Origin of the sequence: Hydrogenophaga sp. ZJX-1 (assembly GCF_048590325.1) — a bacterium.
Classification (GTDB): domain Bacteria; phylum Pseudomonadota; class Gammaproteobacteria; order Burkholderiales; family Burkholderiaceae_C; genus Hydrogenophaga.
Map to the genome: position 1 here is coordinate 86,384 of NZ_JBMBRA010000006.1, position 16,084 is coordinate 102,467.

Below are 16,084 nucleotides of genomic sequence, written 5' to 3' on the forward strand. Positions count from 1 at the left end.
ACTCACCACAGCGGTCTTACTGGGGGGCCTGTGCCTGGGGAGCCGGGCCACAATCGGCGCGAATGATCTCGTTGAGCCGCTGGGTTTCAGAAGCCCTGGCCTTGTCGTCCATGATCTCCCGTTCACCCTTGGCGTTGGTGGTAGCCACACGAACGCCCGAATCCAGCGTCGCTTTGGCGCGCTGGGCCCGATCGCAGTTCTCTGCCCGCGCCTTGGCGATTTTTTCGGCCTCGGCTTTTTTCTTCGCCAGTTCGGCTTCCTCGGCCTGTTTTTTCTTGGCTTCCAGCGCCGCGTCGCGCCCGCTGGGTTTGGGTGGGTTCAAGGGTGGGGCCGCCTGGGGCGCAGCAGCTGCGGTGTCGGCTTCCACCACTGCGGGGGCGCTGCGCATGCCCGGCCGCTTCAGAATGTTTTTTTCAGGCACCCCGGGTGCCGGGGCGGTGTCGCTGAACACCTTGTTGCCGGAGGCATCAATCCACAGCCATTGCGCGGGCGCGCTGCTGCAAGCCAAAACCGTCAAAGCGGCGAGCGCGAACTTGAGGACGCCGGACAGGGAAGAGATTGAATGTTCCATCTGACCAGTTTACTTCCCCAGCCGGCGCGCAGCATGTCTGGCCTGCTGTGCCAGCGATCGAGTTGATGCTGCAGAGGCATTTTTGCCACGCTCAGGCACTGCGTGGGAAGACGTCGGCGTTCCCGGAGGCTCCGGGCGCCCGGATACAATAGTGTTTTTGGAGCTTTACCCCATGCGCCTACTCGGCAAAGCGCTCACCTTCGACGACGTGTTGCTGGTGCCAGCTTACTCCCAGGTCCTTCCCAAGGACACCTCCCTCGCCACCCAGTTTTCCCGCAACATCAAGCTGAACCTGCCCCTGGTTTCTGCCGCGATGGACACCGTGACCGAGGCCCGGCTGGCGATTGCCATTGCCCAGGAAGGTGGCATCGGCATCATCCACAAAAACCTCACGCCGCAAGAGCAGGCCGCACACGTGGCCAAAGTCAAGCGCTACGAGTCGGGCGTGCTGCGCGATCCGGTGGTGATCACGCCCCAGACCACGATCCGTCAGGTCATGAAGATGTCCGACGATCTGGGTATTTCAGGCTTCCCGGTGGTGGAGGCGGGCCGTGTGGTCGGCATCGTCACCGGGCGTGACCTGCGCTTCGAAACCCGTTACGACCTGCCCGTGAGCGAGATCATGACGCCTCGTGAGCGCCTGATCACCATGCCCGACGGCACCACGCCGGCCGAGGCCAAGACCCTGCTCAACAAACACAAGCTGGAACGCCTGTTGCTGGTCAACGAGGCGTTCGAGCTCAAGGGCCTGATCACGGTGAAGGACATCACCAAACAGCTCAACTTCCCCAATGCCGCGCGCGATGCGTCGGGCAGGCTGCGCGTGGGCGCGGCGGTGGGTGTTGGCGAGGGCACCGAAGAACGTGTGGAGGCCCTGGTCAAGGCGGGCGTGGACGCGATCGTGGTGGACACGGCCCACGGCCACAGCAAGGGTGTGATCGACCGTGTGCGCTGGGTCAAGCAGAACTACCCGCAAGTGGACGTGATCGGCGGCAACATCGCCACCGGGGGTGCGGCCATGGCGCTGGTGGAGGCCGGTGCTGACGGCGTCAAGGTCGGTATTGGCCCGGGCTCCATCTGCACCACCCGCATCGTGGCCGGTGTGGGCGTGCCCCAGATCATGGCCATCGACAACGTGGCCACCGCCTTGCAGGGTACGGGCGTGCCCATGATCGCCGACGGCGGCATCCGCTACAGCGGCGACATCGCCAAGGCCATCGCGGCCGGCGCCAACACGGTGATGATGGGCGGCATGTTCGCCGGCACCGAAGAGGCGCCGGGCGAGATCGTGCTGTACCAGGGCCGCAGCTACAAGAGCTACCGCGGCATGGGCTCCATTGGTGCCATGCAGCAGGGCAGCGCCGACCGCTACTTCCAGGAGTCCAGCACCGGCAATCCGAATGCCGACAAGCTGGTGCCCGAAGGCATTGAAGGCCGCGTGCCCTACAAGGGCTCGGTCGTCTCCATCATCTTCCAGATGGCCGGCGGCCTGCGCGCCTCCATGGGCTACTGCGGTTGCCCCAGCATCGAACACATGCGCCACAAGGCGGAGTTCGTCGAGATCACCTCGGCCGGCATCCGGGAGAGCCATGTGCACGACGTGCAGATCACCAAAGAAGCCCCGAATTACCGAGCGGAGTAAGCACACATGCGCCGATGGCCGTCCTGATGGACGGCCTTTTTGCTTTCTGAACAGACCAGCCAGACAACGCCATGCAACACCAGAAAATCCTCATCCTTGATTTTGGTTCCCAGGTCACCCAGCTCATCGCCCGCCGCGTGCGCGAGGCGCATGTGTACTGCGAAGTGCATCCTTGCGATGTGAGCAGCGAATGGGTGCGCGAGTTCGCCGCCGACGGCCAGCTCAAGGGCGTGATCCTCTCCGGCAGCCACGCCAGCGTCTACGAGGTGGACGACAAGGCCCCCGACGCGGTGTTTGAACTGGGCGTGCCGGTGCTGGGTATCTGCTACGGCATGCAGACCATGGCGCAACAGCTCGGCGGCAAGGTGGAGGCGGGCCACACCCGCGAGTTCGGTTACGCCGAAGTCCGCGCCCGTGGTCACACGCCGTTGCTCAAGGACATCGCCGACTTCCACACGCCTGAAGGCCACGGCATGCTCAAGGTCTGGATGAGCCACGGCGACAAGGTCACCGAAATGCCACCCGGCTTCAAACTCATGGCCAGCACCGACAGCTGCCCCATCGCCGGCATGGCCGACGTGGATCGCGGCTACTACGCGGTGCAGTTCCATCCGGAAGTGACGCACACGGTGCAGGGCCGGGCGCTGCTGGAGCGTTTCGTGCTCGAAATCTGCAATACCCGGGCTGACTGGGTGATGCGCGACCACATCGATGAAGCGGTGCAGAAGATCCGCGAGCAGGTGGGTGACGAAGAGGTGATTCTCGGCCTGTCCGGTGGCGTGGATTCTTCCGTGGCCGCAGCCCTGATCCACCGCGCCATCGGAGACCAGCTGACCTGCGTGTTCGTGGACCATGGCCTGTTGCGCCTGAACGAAGGCGACATGGTGATGGACATGTTCGTCGGCAAGCTGCACGCCAAGGTCATCCGTGTCGATGCGGCCGATCAGTTCCTCGGCCACCTCGCCGGCGTGAGCGATCCGGAAGCCAAACGCAAGATCATCGGCCGCGAATTCGTCGAGGTTTTCAAGGCTGAAGCCGCCAAACTGATCTCAAGTGGTGCATCAACAAAAGGCGCCAAGTGGTTGGCACAAGGCACTATTTACCCGGACGTGATCGAATCCGGCGGCGCCAAGAGCAAGAAGGCCGTCACCATCAAGAGCCACCACAACGTGGGTGGCCTGCCCGAACAGCTCGGTCTGAAGTTGCTGGAGCCGCTGCGCGACCTGTTCAAGGACGAGGTGCGTGAACTCGGCGTGGCGCTCGGTCTGCCGCACGACATGGTGTACCGCCACCCCTTCCCGGGCCCGGGCCTGGGGGTGCGCATTCTTGGCGAGGTGAAGAAGGAATACGCCGACCTGCTGCGCCGGGCCGACGCGATTTTCATCGAGGAACTGCGTTCCACCATCGATCACCCCTCTGGCAAGAGCTGGTACGACCTGACCAGCCAGGCCTTCACCGTGTTCCTGCCCGTCAAGAGCGTGGGCGTGATGGGCGATGGCCGCACCTACGACTACGTGGTGGCGCTGCGCGCGGTGCAGACCAGCGACTTCATGACCGCCGACTGGGCGGAACTGCCGTACGCGCTGCTCAAGAAGGTGTCGAGCAGGATCATCAACGAGGTGCGAGGCATCAATCGCGTGACCTACGACGTGTCGAGCAAGCCGCCCGCGACCATAGAGTGGGAATGAGCGAGGCGATACCGTCTCGGAGGCATGAAACCATGTGCCAAGGGGCCATCTTCCGTTGAGACCACCGTCGGTGGTATTTTTAGGGTCATGAGTCACCAGTTGTCTTTGCTTGACCCCGTTGAGGCCCCGCCAGTGCGCGGGCGTCACAATCTGTTCTTCGCGCTCATGCCGCCTCAGGCAGTCGCCGAACAGGTCAACCGGGCTGCCGAGCAATTGCGTCGTGCCCACGGGTTGACGGGCAATTTGATCGGCGTGGACAGATTGCACGTGTCCCTGCATGCCGTGGCACCGGATGTTTCGCCCCTGACGGTTGATGCGGCACGGTTCATCGCGGCACGCGTCGACTCACCGAGAATTGAGGTGGTTTTTGATCGGGTGCAGAGCTTTGACATCCATCGCGCAGGCACCAATCCGGTCGTCTTGTGGCATTCGGATCATCGATCCCTGACCGACCTGCATCGATTGCACATGCTGCTGCACCTGGAAGTCCACCGGGTCGGTTTGCCCTTGCCAGCGAACCATGGTTTCAATCCTCACATGACCTTGCTGTACGACCGCAAGCTCGTCCCCCCGCAGGCCATTGAACCCGTTCGCTGGACGGCCACCGAATTCGCGTTGATTGACAGCCACGTAGGGGATGGCTACTACGAATGCTTGGGCACCTGGCCTTTGCATCCATGACCGGCCAGATCAACCGGCGCGTGTTCGTGGCAGGGCTGGCGGCCACGTCCTGGGCTTGGGCGCGGGCTCAGAGTGTTCCCTCCGAGCAGCGCTGGAAGGCCGAACTTGACGCCTTCGCCGCGGCCGACCGGCAACAGTTGCCGGCGCCCGGGGGCGTGCTGTTCGTGGGCAGTTCGTCGGTGCGGATGTGGACCAGTCTGGAAAACACCTTCCCTGAGCAGCCGGTGGTGATCCGGCGCGGATTTGGCGGCTCGCGCCTGTCGGACTGCGCTGACCTGGTGCACCGTCTCGTGCTGCCTTACCGGCCGCGGCTGGTGGTGCTCTACGCGGGTGAAAACGATCTGACCGAGGGTGCCGGACCGCAGGACCTGCTGACCCACTTTGTGCGGTTCGTGCAGCAGGTACAGACCGCGCTGCCGAACACGCGGATCGCCTACCTGTCGATCAAGCCCAGCCCCTCGCGGCTGGCGCACATGACGACCATGCGCGAAGCCAACCTGCTGATCCAGACCCATGTGCTGGCTCATGACGATCTCGACTACATCGATGTGCACACCGCCATGCTGGACAACGACGGCCGGCCGAGAGCCGAACTGTATGTGCACGACCAGCTTCACCTGAGCGCCGAGGGCTATGGCCTCTGGCGCCAGATCGTTTCAGCGCACCTGCGGCCCTGAAGGCCACGCCAGCGCAGGGCGCCAGCCGGTGCGCTCAAGGGTCTCCACCGCCATCGCCACCGCCAGCAGACCGGCAAATGCGCTGGCCAGCAGCATGGCATCGGTGGTCCAGGGCCTCACGACCTCGGTGGATCCGAAAAAGGCGAGGGTGAAGAGCGCGATCACGACGTGGGCACAAAACACCGACAGCGAGTTGCGCCCCAGCACTTCCAGTGGCAAGGGGCGAGGCAGCAACCGTTTCAACCAGGGGCCGGCCGACACCAGCAAGACAAACACGCTGGCAAAGTTCAGGACCCGCAGCGGCCCGAGCGACCATTTGTCGAGCAACTGGCCGACAGCGGGCACACCGGGCATCGGGTCCTGGCCCACCATGTGGCGCCACAACAGCATGCCCGCTGCATAGAGCGTCGCCGGTACCAGCAGCCACCACGGGAAACGTGGCAACGGCTGCTGCCGCGCGCCGAGCCACAGGCCGGCCACCCACAGTGCCTGCCAGGCAAACCCGTGGAAGGCGCCCATGTCTTTGTAGGGCACGGAAAAACCGGTGCCTTGGACGAACCCCTCGTACAGCGCCTGACCCAGCCCCCATTGTTGTGCCAGCCAGAGCAGGGCGCTGACCGCCAGCACGCCGTGCCAACCCCGCTGCAGGCCGCGGCGAAGCAACCAGGGACTCAGCAGCATCAGGGCGATGTACAGCGGCAGGATGTCCAGCAGTGGCGGGTTGTGCAGCAGCAGGACTGCGGCCACCACCGCGGTACCGGGATCGATGAAAAAGAACTCCAGCAGCCCGGTCACTCCGCCTTGCTGGTTGTACACGCCGAGCCAGGCGATCAGCGTGAAGGCCAGCAGCAGCAGGCCGACCTGGCACAGGTAGAGTTTGAGCGCGCGGCTGTAGAAGGCGGCCTGCATGGCCGGCAGGCCATCGCGCCGGGCCCGGCCGCCGTACACGCGGCCCGCCATGAAAGCCGACAGGAACACGAAGCCCTCGGCGGCCGACACAAAGCCGAACGGCTGGCCCGATGGCAACGAATACATCGTCGGCATGTGGGTCAGCGTCATCAGGACGAGCATGAGGCCGCGCAGGGCGTCCAGCTCCCATCGGCGTTGAGAAGCGTTTGACATCAGGGTAAACCAGAAGAACCCGCGATCATGCCAGAGCCGCCAAGCCCTGGCCTACACTCGCCGCATGCCCGACACCGCCGTTCCCGATCACCGTTTCATGCGTGAGGCCCTGGCCGAGGCGCAGCGGGCGGCCCAGGCCGGTGAAGTGCCCGTGGGCGCGGTCGTGGTACGGGGTGGACGCGTGATCGCCACCGGCCGCAACGCGCCGATCGACGGCCTGGACCCCACCGCCCATGCCGAAATCGTCGCGCTGCGGGCGGCGGCACAGGCACTGGGCAATTACCGGCTGGACGACTGCACGCTTTACGTCACGCTGGAACCCTGCGCCATGTGCAGCGGGGCCATGCTGCATGCGCGGCTCCCGCGTGTGGTGTTTGGCGCGGCCGACCCCAAGACCGGTGCGGCCGGTTCGGTGATCAACCTGTTCGCGGAACCCCAGTTGAACCACCAGACGGCCGTGCAGGGCGGGGTGCTGGCCGACGAATGCGGCACCCTGCTCAGCGATTTTTTCCGGCAGCGACGCGAGGACCAGCGCCGCGCCGCGCATCCACTGCGGGAAGACGCCCTGCGCACGCCCGATGCGCGTTTCACCGGCTTGCCCGACTATTCCTGGGCACCGAACTACGTCAGCGACTTGCCGTCCCTCAACGGCCTGCGCCTGCACTACCTCGACCTGGGGCCGAGCGACGCCAGCGCCACCTGGCTGTGCCTGCACGGCAACCCGGCCTGGAGCTACCTCTATCGGAAGATGATCCCCGTGTTCGCCGCCAGCGGCGCGCGGGTGGTCGCACCCGACCTGATCGGTTTCGGCAAGAGCGACAAGCCCAAGAAGGAGGGCGCCCACAGCTTCACCTGGCACCGGCAGGTGCTGCTGGAGCTGATTGAGCGGCTTGATTTGCGCCATGTGGTGCTGGTGGTGCAGGACTGGGGTGGTCTGCTCGGCCTGACGCTGCCCATGGTGGCTCCAGAGCGTTACCGCGGCCTGCTGGTGATGAACACCACACTGGCCACTGGCGATGCCCCGCTCTCGCCCGGCTTTCTGGCCTGGCGCGACATGTGCGCCAAGAATCCCGAATTCGACATCGCCCACCTTTTCGCGCGTGGCAACCCGCAGATGAGCGCCGAAGAATGCGCGGCCTACAACGCGCCCTTTCCGGACCGGGGCCACCGCGCAGCACTGCGTGCCTTCCCGGCGATGGTGCCCGAACAGCCCGATGACGATGGCGCAGAAGTCTCGCGCCAGGCACGCGAGTTCTGGCGCCACGACTGGCAAGGCCAGACCTTCATGGCCATCGGCCGGCAAGACCCGGTGCTGGGCGAGCCGGTGATGCGCGCGCTGCAGCGCGACATCCGCAACTGCCCCGAACCGCTGCTGCTGCCCGAGGCCGGGCATTTCGTCCAGGAGCACGGCGAGCGCGTGGCCCACGAGGCCTGCGCATTTTTTGCGCGATGATCCTGCCCTTGACCGTTTTCGATCTTTTCACATGAGCCACATCTATATCTATTCCCCGTCCAGCGCGGTACGCGACAAAGCAGCGTTCAAACGCGGTGTGGCCCGCCTCAAGAATCTGGGGCACGAGGTCGAGGTCGACGAGGCCGCGCTCGCCAGCCACCTGCGTTTTGCCGGCGACGACGCCTCACGTCTGGCGGCCATCACCCGTGCCGCGGCCAGCGGTGCCGATGTGGCGCTCATCTCGCGCGGTGGTTATGGGCTCACGCGCATCTTGCCCGAGCTGCCCTACAAAAAAATCGCCAAAGCCGTTGAAAAAGGGACCCAGTTCGTGGGCCTGAGCGATTTCACCGCCTTGCAGTGCGCGCTGCTGGCCAAGACCGGCGCCACCACCTGGGCCGGCCCCGCGCTGGGGGAAGACTTCGGCACCGAAGACACGCCCGACGACATCATGGAAGCCTGTTTCGACGACATGGTCTGTGGGCAGGGTGAAGGCACGGGGTGGCAACTGCCGAAGTCCGATCTGCCGGCGCTGGCGGCACGGGGCAAAAAACCGGTCGAGGACATGCCGCCACTGCAGGTGCGCAATGCCATCCTCTGGGGCGGCAACCTCTCGGTGCTGTGTTCGCTGGTGGGCACACCCTGGCTGCCTCGGGTCAAGGGGGGCATCCTGTTTCTGGAAGATGTGAACGAGCACCCTTACCGCATCGAGCGCCAGCTCACGCAGTTGTTGCACGCGGGCATCCTGGGTGAACAGAAAGCGGTGCTGCTGGGCGCATTCAACCGCTACCAACTCAGCCCGCACGACCGCGGCTTCAAGCTGCAGACGGTGGTGGACTGGTTGCGCAGCAAGACCAAGACCCCGGTGCTGACCGGTTTGCCCTTTGGTCACGTGCCCACCAAGGTGATGCTGCCCGTGGGGCAGAAGGTGGAGCTGCTGGTGCAGGGCAGGGACGCCCTGGTTTTCTGGGGTTGAAGAGGGTTGAACCGGGCCGTATCGCCGCTCAGTGGCGCATGCGGCAGGCGTCCATCAGGCTCTTGGGCAACAACCCCTGGAACACATATGACAGGCTCTTGACGGCGTTGACCGCGTGGGCCTCGCCGTGCAGGCTGCTGAGCACGGCCACCATTTCCGAACGGGCGTACCACAGGCCATGGGCATCGTGCAGGTATTGCAGCCGGTGTTTGAGTCGTGGATTGAGTCGTGCACCGTCTTCTCCCAAGGCGGCGAGCATGGCCTGGCGAACGGGTTCCAGCGATTCCGGAGAGTGCTTGCGCACCTCGTTGCCCAACAGGGCTGAAATGCTGTTCCTCAAAGCGGGTTTGATCCAACGCATGGTGAAACCTCAACGACTGGTTTTTTCTATTGGACCTCAGAATACGACAGTCAACACCTTGAATGCAATCGCAGCAACTTGAGCCAAGTCAAGAAAACAACAGGCAAATCATGGGGTTAGCAGAATTGTTTAAGATGATGGATGCGCTTTATGAGTACCTTGGCGATAGAAAAGCATCATCAGCAACTTGGTTTTGCTTTAAAAATTAAGTCTTTTTTGCACTAACCGGATCGACCTTTGGAACAGCGGGCCGGATCAGCGTCTTGTCCGGCCCTTGGGCGCTTGGTGTTGTGATAAATATCACACAACCTTGGCGAGGCCCGCGCTGAATCCTCGGCCTTCGTGGGCGAGGGCGGTGTGTTGTAATTCCACGCAGATGTTGATCATTCATGGCTGAACTGACGATTGCTTTTGTCGACCTCACCGGCAGCGTGTCCGTGTTCGAAACACTGGGCAACGACCGTGCGGCGAGAGCCGTGACCAAGCTGACCCAGTGGATCGGGTCGGTGGGCCTGGCGCACAGCGGCAAGGTGGTCAAGATGCTGGGAGACGGCGTGCTGCTGTCTTTCACCAACAACCGGCTGGCCGTCGAGTGCATGAGCCAGATCCAGCAGGAGCACGCAGAGCGCGTGGCCCGGTGGCCCAACCGGCTCAAGCTCATGATGCAGATCGGCATGGCCCGCGGCCAGGTGGTGCAGGTCGATGGGGACTGTTTTGGCGATGCGGTCAATGTGGCGTCGCGCTTGAGTGATCTTGCCGGGCCCGAGCAGATCCTGGTCACCAGCACGGTGATCCGCAAGCTGGGTGCGCGCAACGGCGTGCGCAGCCGCAGCCTGGGGCCCATGCGCATCAAGGGCCGGGTCGAACCCTGCGAGGTGTTCCGCATCGAGTGGCAATCGGAAATGCTGTCCGAATTCCTGACCCTGCCGGCCGATCTGCACGCCTTGCGCAAATCCGCCGAGTCGGTCTACGGGGGCATCGAACTGGGCTGGCTGGACATGAGCCACGCGTTCAACCTGACCGATCTGCCGGTGAAGATCGGTCGCGTGCCCGAAGCCGATTTTGTGATCAACGATCCACGCGTTTCCCGCCTGCACGCCAGCATCGACATGCGTTCGGGCAACTACCTGCTCGAAGACACCAGCAGCTACGGCACCTGGGTGCGTTTTACCGGAACCGACAACGTGATCGCGCTGCGCCGCCAGGAGTGTCTGTTGCACAGCGATGGCGAGTTCGCCCTGGGCGCACCGTTCACCGACATCAGCACACCCACCGTCGGTTTCAAGCTGGTGGACGGTCACATGCTGCTCGGTCACGGCCCTCTGCGCGATTGAGTCTCTCCCACCCACTCCGTCTCCCCGATGACGGTGGGGCGGTGGACGTCATGGCAACATGACGGCCCTCAAGGAGACATTCATGCGCTGGTTGAAAAGAACATCCTGGGCCGTGGGCCTTTTGTTGCTGCTGACGGTGATCGCCGCGGCGATCTACGTCAATCGAAGCCTGCCGCAGACGGATGGTGAGCTGGGTGTCAAAGGCTTGCGGGCCAGCGTCCAGGTGCAGCGTGATGCCAGCGACGTCACCCACATCCAGGCCAGCGATCCGCGCGACGCCTGGATGGCCATGGGCTACGTGCACGCGCAGGAACGTGGCTGGCAGATGGAACTCAACCGCCGCGTCATGCGCGGTACGCTTTCCGAAGCCCTCGGCCCCGCCACGCTGGACACCGACCGACTCATGCGCAGCCTGGGCATCCACGCGGCCGCCCGCGCGCAGCTGGGGGGGCTGACCGACGAGGCCCGCCAGGCCCTGCAGGCTTACAGCGACGGGGTGAACGCGTTTTACGCGCAGGGCAAGCAGGCGCTTTCGCCGGAGTTCCAGATCCTGGGGATCAACCCGCGGGACGATGCATCGGCCGGTCGCTACTGGGAGCCCGTGGACAGCGTGGCCTGGTCGATCATGATGGCGCTGGACCTGGGGGGCAACTGGGGCAACGAAATCGCGCGCCTGACCGCCTTGCAGGTGCTGGATACGCCCCAGCTGTGGGAACTGTTCCCGCCCTATCCGGGTGAACCGCCGGCGGCGAGCGCCGACCTGGCCCGGCTGTACCGCGAACTCGCGGTCTACCGGCCCCAGCCGCTGGCGACCTCCGGTGCGCAACCCGACGCGACCACGTTCGCCGCCCGCGTCGGGCAGGATCTGCGCGAATGGACCCACGAACTCGGCAACATCGAAGGCAAGGGCTCCAACAACTGGGTGGTGGCCGGAACGCGCAGTGTCAGCGGGCAACCTCTGCTGGCCAACGACCCCCATCTCGGCCTGAGCGCACCGGCCATCTGGTATTTCGCGCGGCTGCAGGCGCCCGATGCGAACGGGCTCAAGGGCATGGACGTCATGGGCGCCACGCTGCCCGGCACACCCTTCGTGGTGCTGGGCCGCACGCGCGAGGTGGCCTGGGGTTTCACCAACACGGGGCCTGATGTGCAGGATCTGTACCTGGAGCAGATCAACCCCGCGAATCCGGCGCAATACCGCGTGCCGGCGGAGCAGGGCAGTGCCTGGGCCGATTTCGAAACCCGTGTGGAAACCATCCGGGTCAAGGGACAGGCCGACGTGCAGCACACCGTGCGTCGCACGCGCCACGGCCCCGTGATCAGCGATGTGCCGGGTCGCACCCAGGCCCTGATCGACACAGTGCGCTACGCCCTGGCGCTGCGCTGGACCGCGCTCGACGCAGACAACCTCAACGTTCAGGCCACGCTGGCTTCGAACCGCGCGGGTTCCGTGGCCGATCTGCTGGAGGCCTACCGCGACTTCCACGCGCCGATGCAGAACGTGGTGGCGGCCGATCGAAGCGGACGCATTGCCTTCAAAGCGGTGGGCAAGATTCCTCTGCGCCAGCCGGGCAACGACATCCGTGGTGTCGCGCCCGCGCCGGGCTGGGAGGCTCGCTACGACTGGGCGGGCTGGCTGCCCTACGAGCAGACGCCGCAGGACGATGGCAGCAAGGGCTGGATCGCGACCGCCAACCAGCGCATCCACGGCCCGGACTACCCGCACTTTCTCACCCAGGACTGGGCAGCGCCCTACCGCCAGGAACGCATCGAGACCTTGCTGGCGCAGACACCGAAGCACGACATGGCCAGTTTCCAGGCCATGCACGCCGATCAGCAATCGGCCGCGACCTTGCGGCTGCTGCCGTTCCTGCAGAAGGCCGCGTCCAGCCACCCGCTGGCCGCTGCGGCGCAGGACGCCCTGAAGGGTTTTGACGGTGGCATGCGCGCCGACGGCGCGGCGCCGCTGATCTACACCGCGTGGATCGACGAATTCACGCGTGGGGTCATCGGTGGCCGGCTGGGCAAGGAGCGTTTCGAGGCGATTTACGGCAAGCGGCTGTTTCGCAACGCGGTCGAAGACTTGCTGGAACGTGACGATGCCGGCTGGTGTGGGGCGGGTGGCTGTGCGGCGCCGAGCGGCGCAGCCCTGAATCGCGCGCTGGACCGCCTGTCGGCGATGCAGGGGCAGGACGTTTCGGCCTGGCGCTGGGGGACCGCGCACCCGGCGATCTCGATACACCGGCCGTTCAGCAACGTGGGCGCACTGGCGCCGCTGTTTGAGGTGCGCACGCCCACCGGTGGCGACCCGTTCACTCTCAACGTGGGGCAGTACCACCTGGACAAGGCCGACGCACCCTTTGCCAACCGCCATGCGGCAAGTCTGCGGGCGGTCTACGACCTGGCCGACCTCGACAAGTCGGTGTTCATCTACCAGACAGGGCAGAGTGGCAACGTGTTTTCAGGCCGTTACCGCGACATGAGCGATGACTGGGCGGCGGTGCAATACCGTCCTCTGCGGATGCAACCCGAGCGCTGGGTCAGCAGCCTGAAACTGGTGCCCTGACCATACCGGGCAGGGTGAGCGCAAAGTCACCGTTTTTCCCGGAGGCCGGAGCGCTGCGCCGACATCGGCAACGGTGCAACCCAGGACACCGCCGGGCCGGCTTCGCCGGACGGCCAGTGTCGCCCCCCTGGGGGTCGCGCAAAGCGCGGCGGGGGTGTTCCATTTCAAGCTGCTTCGTCGAGGGTCTTGGCGCCGCTGGCAGAGGCCAGCGCCACGTCGTTGTATTTCTTCGAGGCGGCCTCCAGCTGACTGCTCAGCTGGGCCACAAAGGTGTTCAATTCGGCGCCGCTGATCTGGCCATCGCCGTCGCTGTCGACCGAGCCGATCAGTTCCTGCAACGGGTCGGCCGCCGCGATCACGGTGGCGGGTTCTGCTGCAGCTTCGGGTGCCCCCGTGGCCGCCGCCAGTGCTTGCGCTGCATCGGTGCCCGCAACCGCCTCGGCGCCGTTGGCGGTTTCCCCCCCGGAATTGACATAGGTCGTGGTCGTTGTGGTGGTGCTGACCATGGACATCTCACCCGTCTGCGCCGGGTTGATGCCGAACTCGGCCATCGAGATGCTGCCGTCACCATCGGCGTCAAGTTCGGAAAAGCGCGCTTCATCACCCCGCGACTGCACGAAGGCCTGCGTGTTCTCGGGCGGCATGAACACATTCTTGATCGCCTGACCCACTTCGGCGGCATTCAGCGCACCGTCGGCGTCGGCATCAAAGCTGGCAAACAGGCTCGCAGCGCCTTCTTCACCCATGTCGATGCCCAGTTTGCCGGACACCTTTTCCATGGCCGCCTGGAACTCGCTCTGGCTGGCGGATCCGTTGCCATCCGTGTCCATCTTCTTGAGCGCCTTGTCCTGCAGGTGTGTGGACAAGGCGGCACTGATGGAGGACAGCAGGCCGCTGGCGATGTTGCCAACCGATTCGGTGGTGCTCATGGGGAATTCCTTTCGTTGGGGCGTACAAGGTGCCAATCAGGCTGGACCTATGTTCCAACAAAAGGGTGGCGGGCAAGCCGGTCATCAGCGGGTGAAGAACCCCGCTGTTTGGCCGATTGACCGGCCGGCCGCGTATGCCGCTTACTTGAGGTTGCCGGAGAGGAACTGCGCCAGCCGCTCGCTCTTGGGCCGGGCCAGCACCTCGGCCGGCACGCCCTGTTCCTCGATGCAGCCCTTGTGCAGGAAGATCAGGTGGTTCGAAACCTCGCGCGCGAAGCCCATTTCGTGCGTCACCACCAGCATGGTGCGGCCTTCTTCGGCCAGCAGCTTCATGACGCGCAGCACCTCGCCGACCAGTTCGGGGTCGAGTGCGCTGGTGGGTTCGTCGAACAGCATCACCTCGGGCTCCACCGCCAGCGCCCGGGCGATCGCCACGCGCTGCTGCTGGCCACCCGACATGTGCGCCGGGTATTTGTCCTCCACGCCGCGCAGCCCCACCTTTTCCAGGTACTTGCGGGCGGCGGATACGGCTTCGTCCTTGCTCTGGCCGAGCACATGCATTGGCGCCTCGATGATGTTTTCGAGCACCGTCAGGTGCGACCAGAGGTTGAAATGCTGGAACACCATGGCGAGCCGGGATCGGGCGCGCTGCAGCTGCTTTTCGTCCGCTGCCTTGAGCATGCCGTCTTTGGCCGTCACCAGCTTGAGCTCTTCACCGGCCACGATGATCCGGCCGTGCTGGGGGCGCTCCAGCAGGTTCATGCAGCGCAAAAAGGTCGATTTGCCCGACCCCGAAGAGCCGATGATGCTGATCACGTCGCCCGCGTGGGCCGTGACCGAAACACCCTTGAGCACTTCGTTGCTGCCGTAGCTCTTGCGGATGTCGATGGCTTCGAGTTTGGTGGTCATGGGTAGGGGGATGATTCAAGGGCTGAGCAGGTTGCCGGACCGGATCGGGGTGGCGCCGGCGACACGGCAGAGTTCCATGCCGCTGGTGGCCCAGCGCAGGTTGTGGCGGGCGTACACCACGCCGTCGATTGAACTCTGGATGGGCGTGGTGCGCGGCGTCAGCGGGTCGATCAAATGGGCCAGCACCTGCCCGGCCTGGACCACATCGCCCACGGCACAGGTGAACACGATCACACCAGGATGGGGCGCATGCAGCGACTCGGTGCCGGCCAGCGGCGTGGCGTCACACAGGGCTGACGGGAGCTCGGGTGCGGTGCCCCCCAGCACACCGGCATGTTGCAGGTAGTGAAAAATCGCCTGCGCGTCCTGGCGCGCCAGCGGCTCGGACACATCGGTCTGGCCGCGCAGCTCCACCGTGGTGCTGGCGCAGGCCAGAGGCACCGGAAACCGGTCGGTAAAGTGCTCGCGCAGACGCCACCAGGGACCCGAAAGCGCCTCATCAAACGAGATCGATGGCCCTGAACCCCTGGCCCACAGGAAGGCACGCGCGCCCAGGTAGCGCGCCAGCGGTTCGATCTGGTCGAGCATGGGCTGCTCCGCGTAGAGGTGCAACACCGCCTCGAAGTCGCAGTGCAGGTCGAGCACGATGTCGGCGTCGTGGGACAGCTGCATCAGTGTCCGGCGCAGGCTCTGCAGCTCCGTTTCCGGCTTCTGGGCGTCCAGGGCGCGACGCATGGCCGCGCGGATCAGGAGCTTGTTCTGCCCAGCGTCGGGCCCCAGCTGGGTGGCCACGTCGTCTTTCACCAGGGCGAAAAAGTCCGGGTAGTTGCGGTTGAAGTTCTCCATGCTGGCCAGCTCGAAGCGCCCGAGCTGGTGGTGCATGCTGGTCTGGTCCAGGCCGATCGGGTTGGCCAGCGGCACCAGCACGACCTCACCCAGCAGGTGGCCGCTCTGTTCGGCCTCTTCAAGCAGGCCGCGCAGATGGTGGGCGACCAGCATGCCAGGCAGTTCATCCGCGTGCAGGCTGGCCTGCACATAGACCTTGGGACCTTGGCCGGGTTGCCCGAAATGCCAGCTGCTCAGAAGGCGCTGGGTGCCCAGTGCGGGCGAGAGGAGGGGGTGGTTGATCTGTTGCATAGTGACGTTCAAGGACCCCGAACCCGCCATGGGGCGGGTGT

Annotated in this window: 16 protein-coding genes; 10 read left to right on the forward strand and 6 right to left on the reverse strand. The window is 64.9% G+C overall.

Annotated features, from left to right (window positions below; genetic code table 11):
• Positions 1–16: 16 nt before the first annotated feature.
• Positions 17–478: a DUF4124 domain-containing protein gene (locus ACN5W5_RS17355; protein WP_420049974.1), complete on the reverse strand. Its 462-nt coding sequence runs from the start codon at positions 476–478 to the stop codon at positions 17–19.
• Here ACN5W5_RS17355 and ACN5W5_RS17360 point away from each other — a divergent pair.
• From ACN5W5_RS17360 to ACN5W5_RS17380, 5 genes are all read left to right on the forward strand, one after another.
• On the forward strand, positions 387–575 hold the full coding sequence (locus tag ACN5W5_RS17360; RefSeq protein WP_420049987.1) for a hypothetical protein: 189 nt from the start codon (positions 387–389) through the stop codon (positions 573–575). The genes ACN5W5_RS17355 and ACN5W5_RS17360 overlap by 92 nt on opposite strands.
• A gap of 168 nt (positions 576–743) precedes the next feature.
• Entirely contained in the window at positions 744–2,213 is a 1,470-nt protein-coding gene (gene guaB, locus ACN5W5_RS17365) for an IMP dehydrogenase (protein ID WP_177134125.1), read from the forward strand.
• A gap of 71 nt (positions 2,214–2,284) precedes the next feature.
• Entirely contained in the window at positions 2,285–3,901 is a 1,617-nt protein-coding gene (guaA, locus tag ACN5W5_RS17370) for a glutamine-hydrolyzing GMP synthase (protein ID WP_420049740.1), read from the forward strand.
• A gap of 87 nt (positions 3,902–3,988) precedes the next feature.
• Positions 3,989–4,582, forward strand: a complete 594-nt coding sequence (locus ACN5W5_RS17375; RefSeq protein ID WP_420049741.1) for a 2'-5' RNA ligase family protein — start codon at positions 3,989–3,991, stop codon at positions 4,580–4,582.
• Positions 4,552–5,259, forward strand: a complete 708-nt coding sequence (locus ACN5W5_RS17380) for a GDSL-type esterase/lipase family protein (RefSeq protein WP_420049742.1) — start codon at positions 4,552–4,554, stop codon at positions 5,257–5,259. The genes ACN5W5_RS17375 and ACN5W5_RS17380 overlap by 31 nt, the downstream gene beginning before the upstream one ends.
• Here ACN5W5_RS17380 and opgC read toward each other — a convergent pair.
• Positions 5,239–6,381, reverse strand: coding sequence for an OpgC domain-containing protein (opgC, locus tag ACN5W5_RS17385; protein WP_420049743.1), 1,143 nt, complete (start codon positions 6,379–6,381; stop codon positions 5,239–5,241). The two genes, ACN5W5_RS17380 and opgC, sit on opposite strands and share 21 nt — an antisense overlap.
• A 64-nt stretch (positions 6,382–6,445) precedes the next feature.
• Between opgC and tadA the strand changes: the two genes are divergently transcribed.
• Complete coding sequence (gene tadA / locus ACN5W5_RS17390; RefSeq protein ID WP_420049744.1) at positions 6,446–7,834, forward strand: tRNA adenosine(34) deaminase TadA; 1,389 nt, start codon at positions 6,446–6,448, stop codon at positions 7,832–7,834.
• 31 nt (positions 7,835–7,865) lie between these two features.
• Positions 7,866–8,807, forward strand: coding sequence for an LD-carboxypeptidase (locus ACN5W5_RS17395; RefSeq protein WP_420049745.1), 942 nt, complete (start codon positions 7,866–7,868; stop codon positions 8,805–8,807).
• 28 nt (positions 8,808–8,835) lie between these two features.
• Here the strand turns inward: ACN5W5_RS17395 and ACN5W5_RS17400 are convergent, their stop codons facing one another.
• Positions 8,836–9,168, reverse strand: coding sequence for a hypothetical protein (locus ACN5W5_RS17400; protein WP_177134109.1), 333 nt, complete (start codon positions 9,166–9,168; stop codon positions 8,836–8,838).
• A gap of 62 nt (positions 9,169–9,230) precedes the next feature.
• Here ACN5W5_RS17400 and ACN5W5_RS17405 point away from each other — a divergent pair, with 62 nt between their 5' ends.
• The 3 genes from ACN5W5_RS17405 to ACN5W5_RS17415 all read left to right on the forward strand — a co-directional run bounded on the left by ACN5W5_RS17405 (position 9,231) and on the right by ACN5W5_RS17415 (position 13,068).
• On the forward strand, positions 9,231–9,377 hold the full coding sequence (locus ACN5W5_RS17405; protein WP_420049746.1) for a hypothetical protein: 147 nt from the start codon (positions 9,231–9,233) through the stop codon (positions 9,375–9,377).
• Between the two features lie 180 nt (positions 9,378–9,557).
• Positions 9,558–10,502, forward strand: coding sequence for an FHA domain-containing protein (locus ACN5W5_RS17410; protein WP_420049747.1), 945 nt, complete (start codon positions 9,558–9,560; stop codon positions 10,500–10,502).
• Positions 10,503–10,584: 82 nt separating this feature from the next.
• Entirely contained in the window at positions 10,585–13,068 is a 2,484-nt protein-coding gene (locus ACN5W5_RS17415) for a penicillin acylase family protein (RefSeq protein ID WP_420049748.1), read from the forward strand.
• Between the two features lie 164 nt (positions 13,069–13,232).
• On the opposite strand, the gene ACN5W5_RS17420 is transcribed toward ACN5W5_RS17415, so the two are convergent.
• The 3 genes from ACN5W5_RS17420 to ACN5W5_RS17430 form a co-directional block, all read right to left on the reverse strand.
• Positions 13,233–13,997: a hypothetical protein gene (locus ACN5W5_RS17420; protein WP_420049749.1), complete on the reverse strand. Its 765-nt coding sequence runs from the start codon at positions 13,995–13,997 to the stop codon at positions 13,233–13,235.
• Positions 13,998–14,138: 141 nt separating this feature from the next.
• Entirely contained in the window at positions 14,139–14,906 is a 768-nt protein-coding gene (locus ACN5W5_RS17425) for an ABC transporter ATP-binding protein (RefSeq protein ID WP_420049750.1), read from the reverse strand.
• A gap of 15 nt (positions 14,907–14,921) precedes the next feature.
• Positions 14,922–16,043: a succinylglutamate desuccinylase/aspartoacylase family protein gene (locus ACN5W5_RS17430; RefSeq protein WP_420049751.1), complete on the reverse strand. Its 1,122-nt coding sequence runs from the start codon at positions 16,041–16,043 to the stop codon at positions 14,922–14,924.
• Positions 16,044–16,084 lie beyond the last annotated feature (41 nt).

Excerpts from the sequence above, each read along its gene's own strand:
- ACN5W5_RS17400 (WP_177134109.1), bottom strand. The coding sequence starts at position 9,168 with ATGCGTTGGATCAAACCCGCTTTGAGGAACAGCATTTCAGCCCTGTTG.
- ACN5W5_RS17420 (WP_420049749.1), bottom strand. The coding sequence starts at position 13,997 with ATGAGCACCACCGAATCGGTTGGCAACATCGCCAGCGGCCTGCTGTCC.
- ACN5W5_RS17425 (WP_420049750.1), bottom strand. The coding sequence starts at position 14,906 with ATGACCACCAAACTCGAAGCCATCGACATCCGCAAGAGCTACGGCAGC.
- tadA (WP_420049744.1), top strand. The coding sequence starts at position 6,446 with ATGCCCGACACCGCCGTTCCCGATCACCGTTTCATGCGTGAGGCCCTG.
- ACN5W5_RS17415 (WP_420049748.1), top strand. The coding sequence starts at position 10,585 with ATGCGCTGGTTGAAAAGAACATCCTGGGCCGTGGGCCTTTTGTTGCTG.
- opgC (WP_420049743.1), bottom strand. The coding sequence starts at position 6,381 with ATGTCAAACGCTTCTCAACGCCGATGGGAGCTGGACGCCCTGCGCGGC.
- ACN5W5_RS17395 (WP_420049745.1), top strand. The coding sequence starts at position 7,866 with ATGAGCCACATCTATATCTATTCCCCGTCCAGCGCGGTACGCGACAAA.
- ACN5W5_RS17405 (WP_420049746.1), top strand. The coding sequence starts at position 9,231 with ATGCAATCGCAGCAACTTGAGCCAAGTCAAGAAAACAACAGGCAAATC.
- guaA (WP_420049740.1), top strand. The coding sequence starts at position 2,285 with ATGCAACACCAGAAAATCCTCATCCTTGATTTTGGTTCCCAGGTCACC.
- guaB (WP_177134125.1), top strand. The coding sequence starts at position 744 with ATGCGCCTACTCGGCAAAGCGCTCACCTTCGACGACGTGTTGCTGGTG.
- ACN5W5_RS17375 (WP_420049741.1), top strand. The coding sequence starts at position 3,989 with ATGAGTCACCAGTTGTCTTTGCTTGACCCCGTTGAGGCCCCGCCAGTG.
- ACN5W5_RS17430 (WP_420049751.1), bottom strand. The coding sequence starts at position 16,043 with ATGCAACAGATCAACCACCCCCTCCTCTCGCCCGCACTGGGCACCCAG.
- ACN5W5_RS17410 (WP_420049747.1), top strand. The coding sequence starts at position 9,558 with ATGGCTGAACTGACGATTGCTTTTGTCGACCTCACCGGCAGCGTGTCC.
- ACN5W5_RS17360 (WP_420049987.1), top strand. The coding sequence starts at position 387 with ATGCCCGGCCGCTTCAGAATGTTTTTTTCAGGCACCCCGGGTGCCGGG.
- ACN5W5_RS17380 (WP_420049742.1), top strand. The coding sequence starts at position 4,552 with ATGCTTGGGCACCTGGCCTTTGCATCCATGACCGGCCAGATCAACCGG.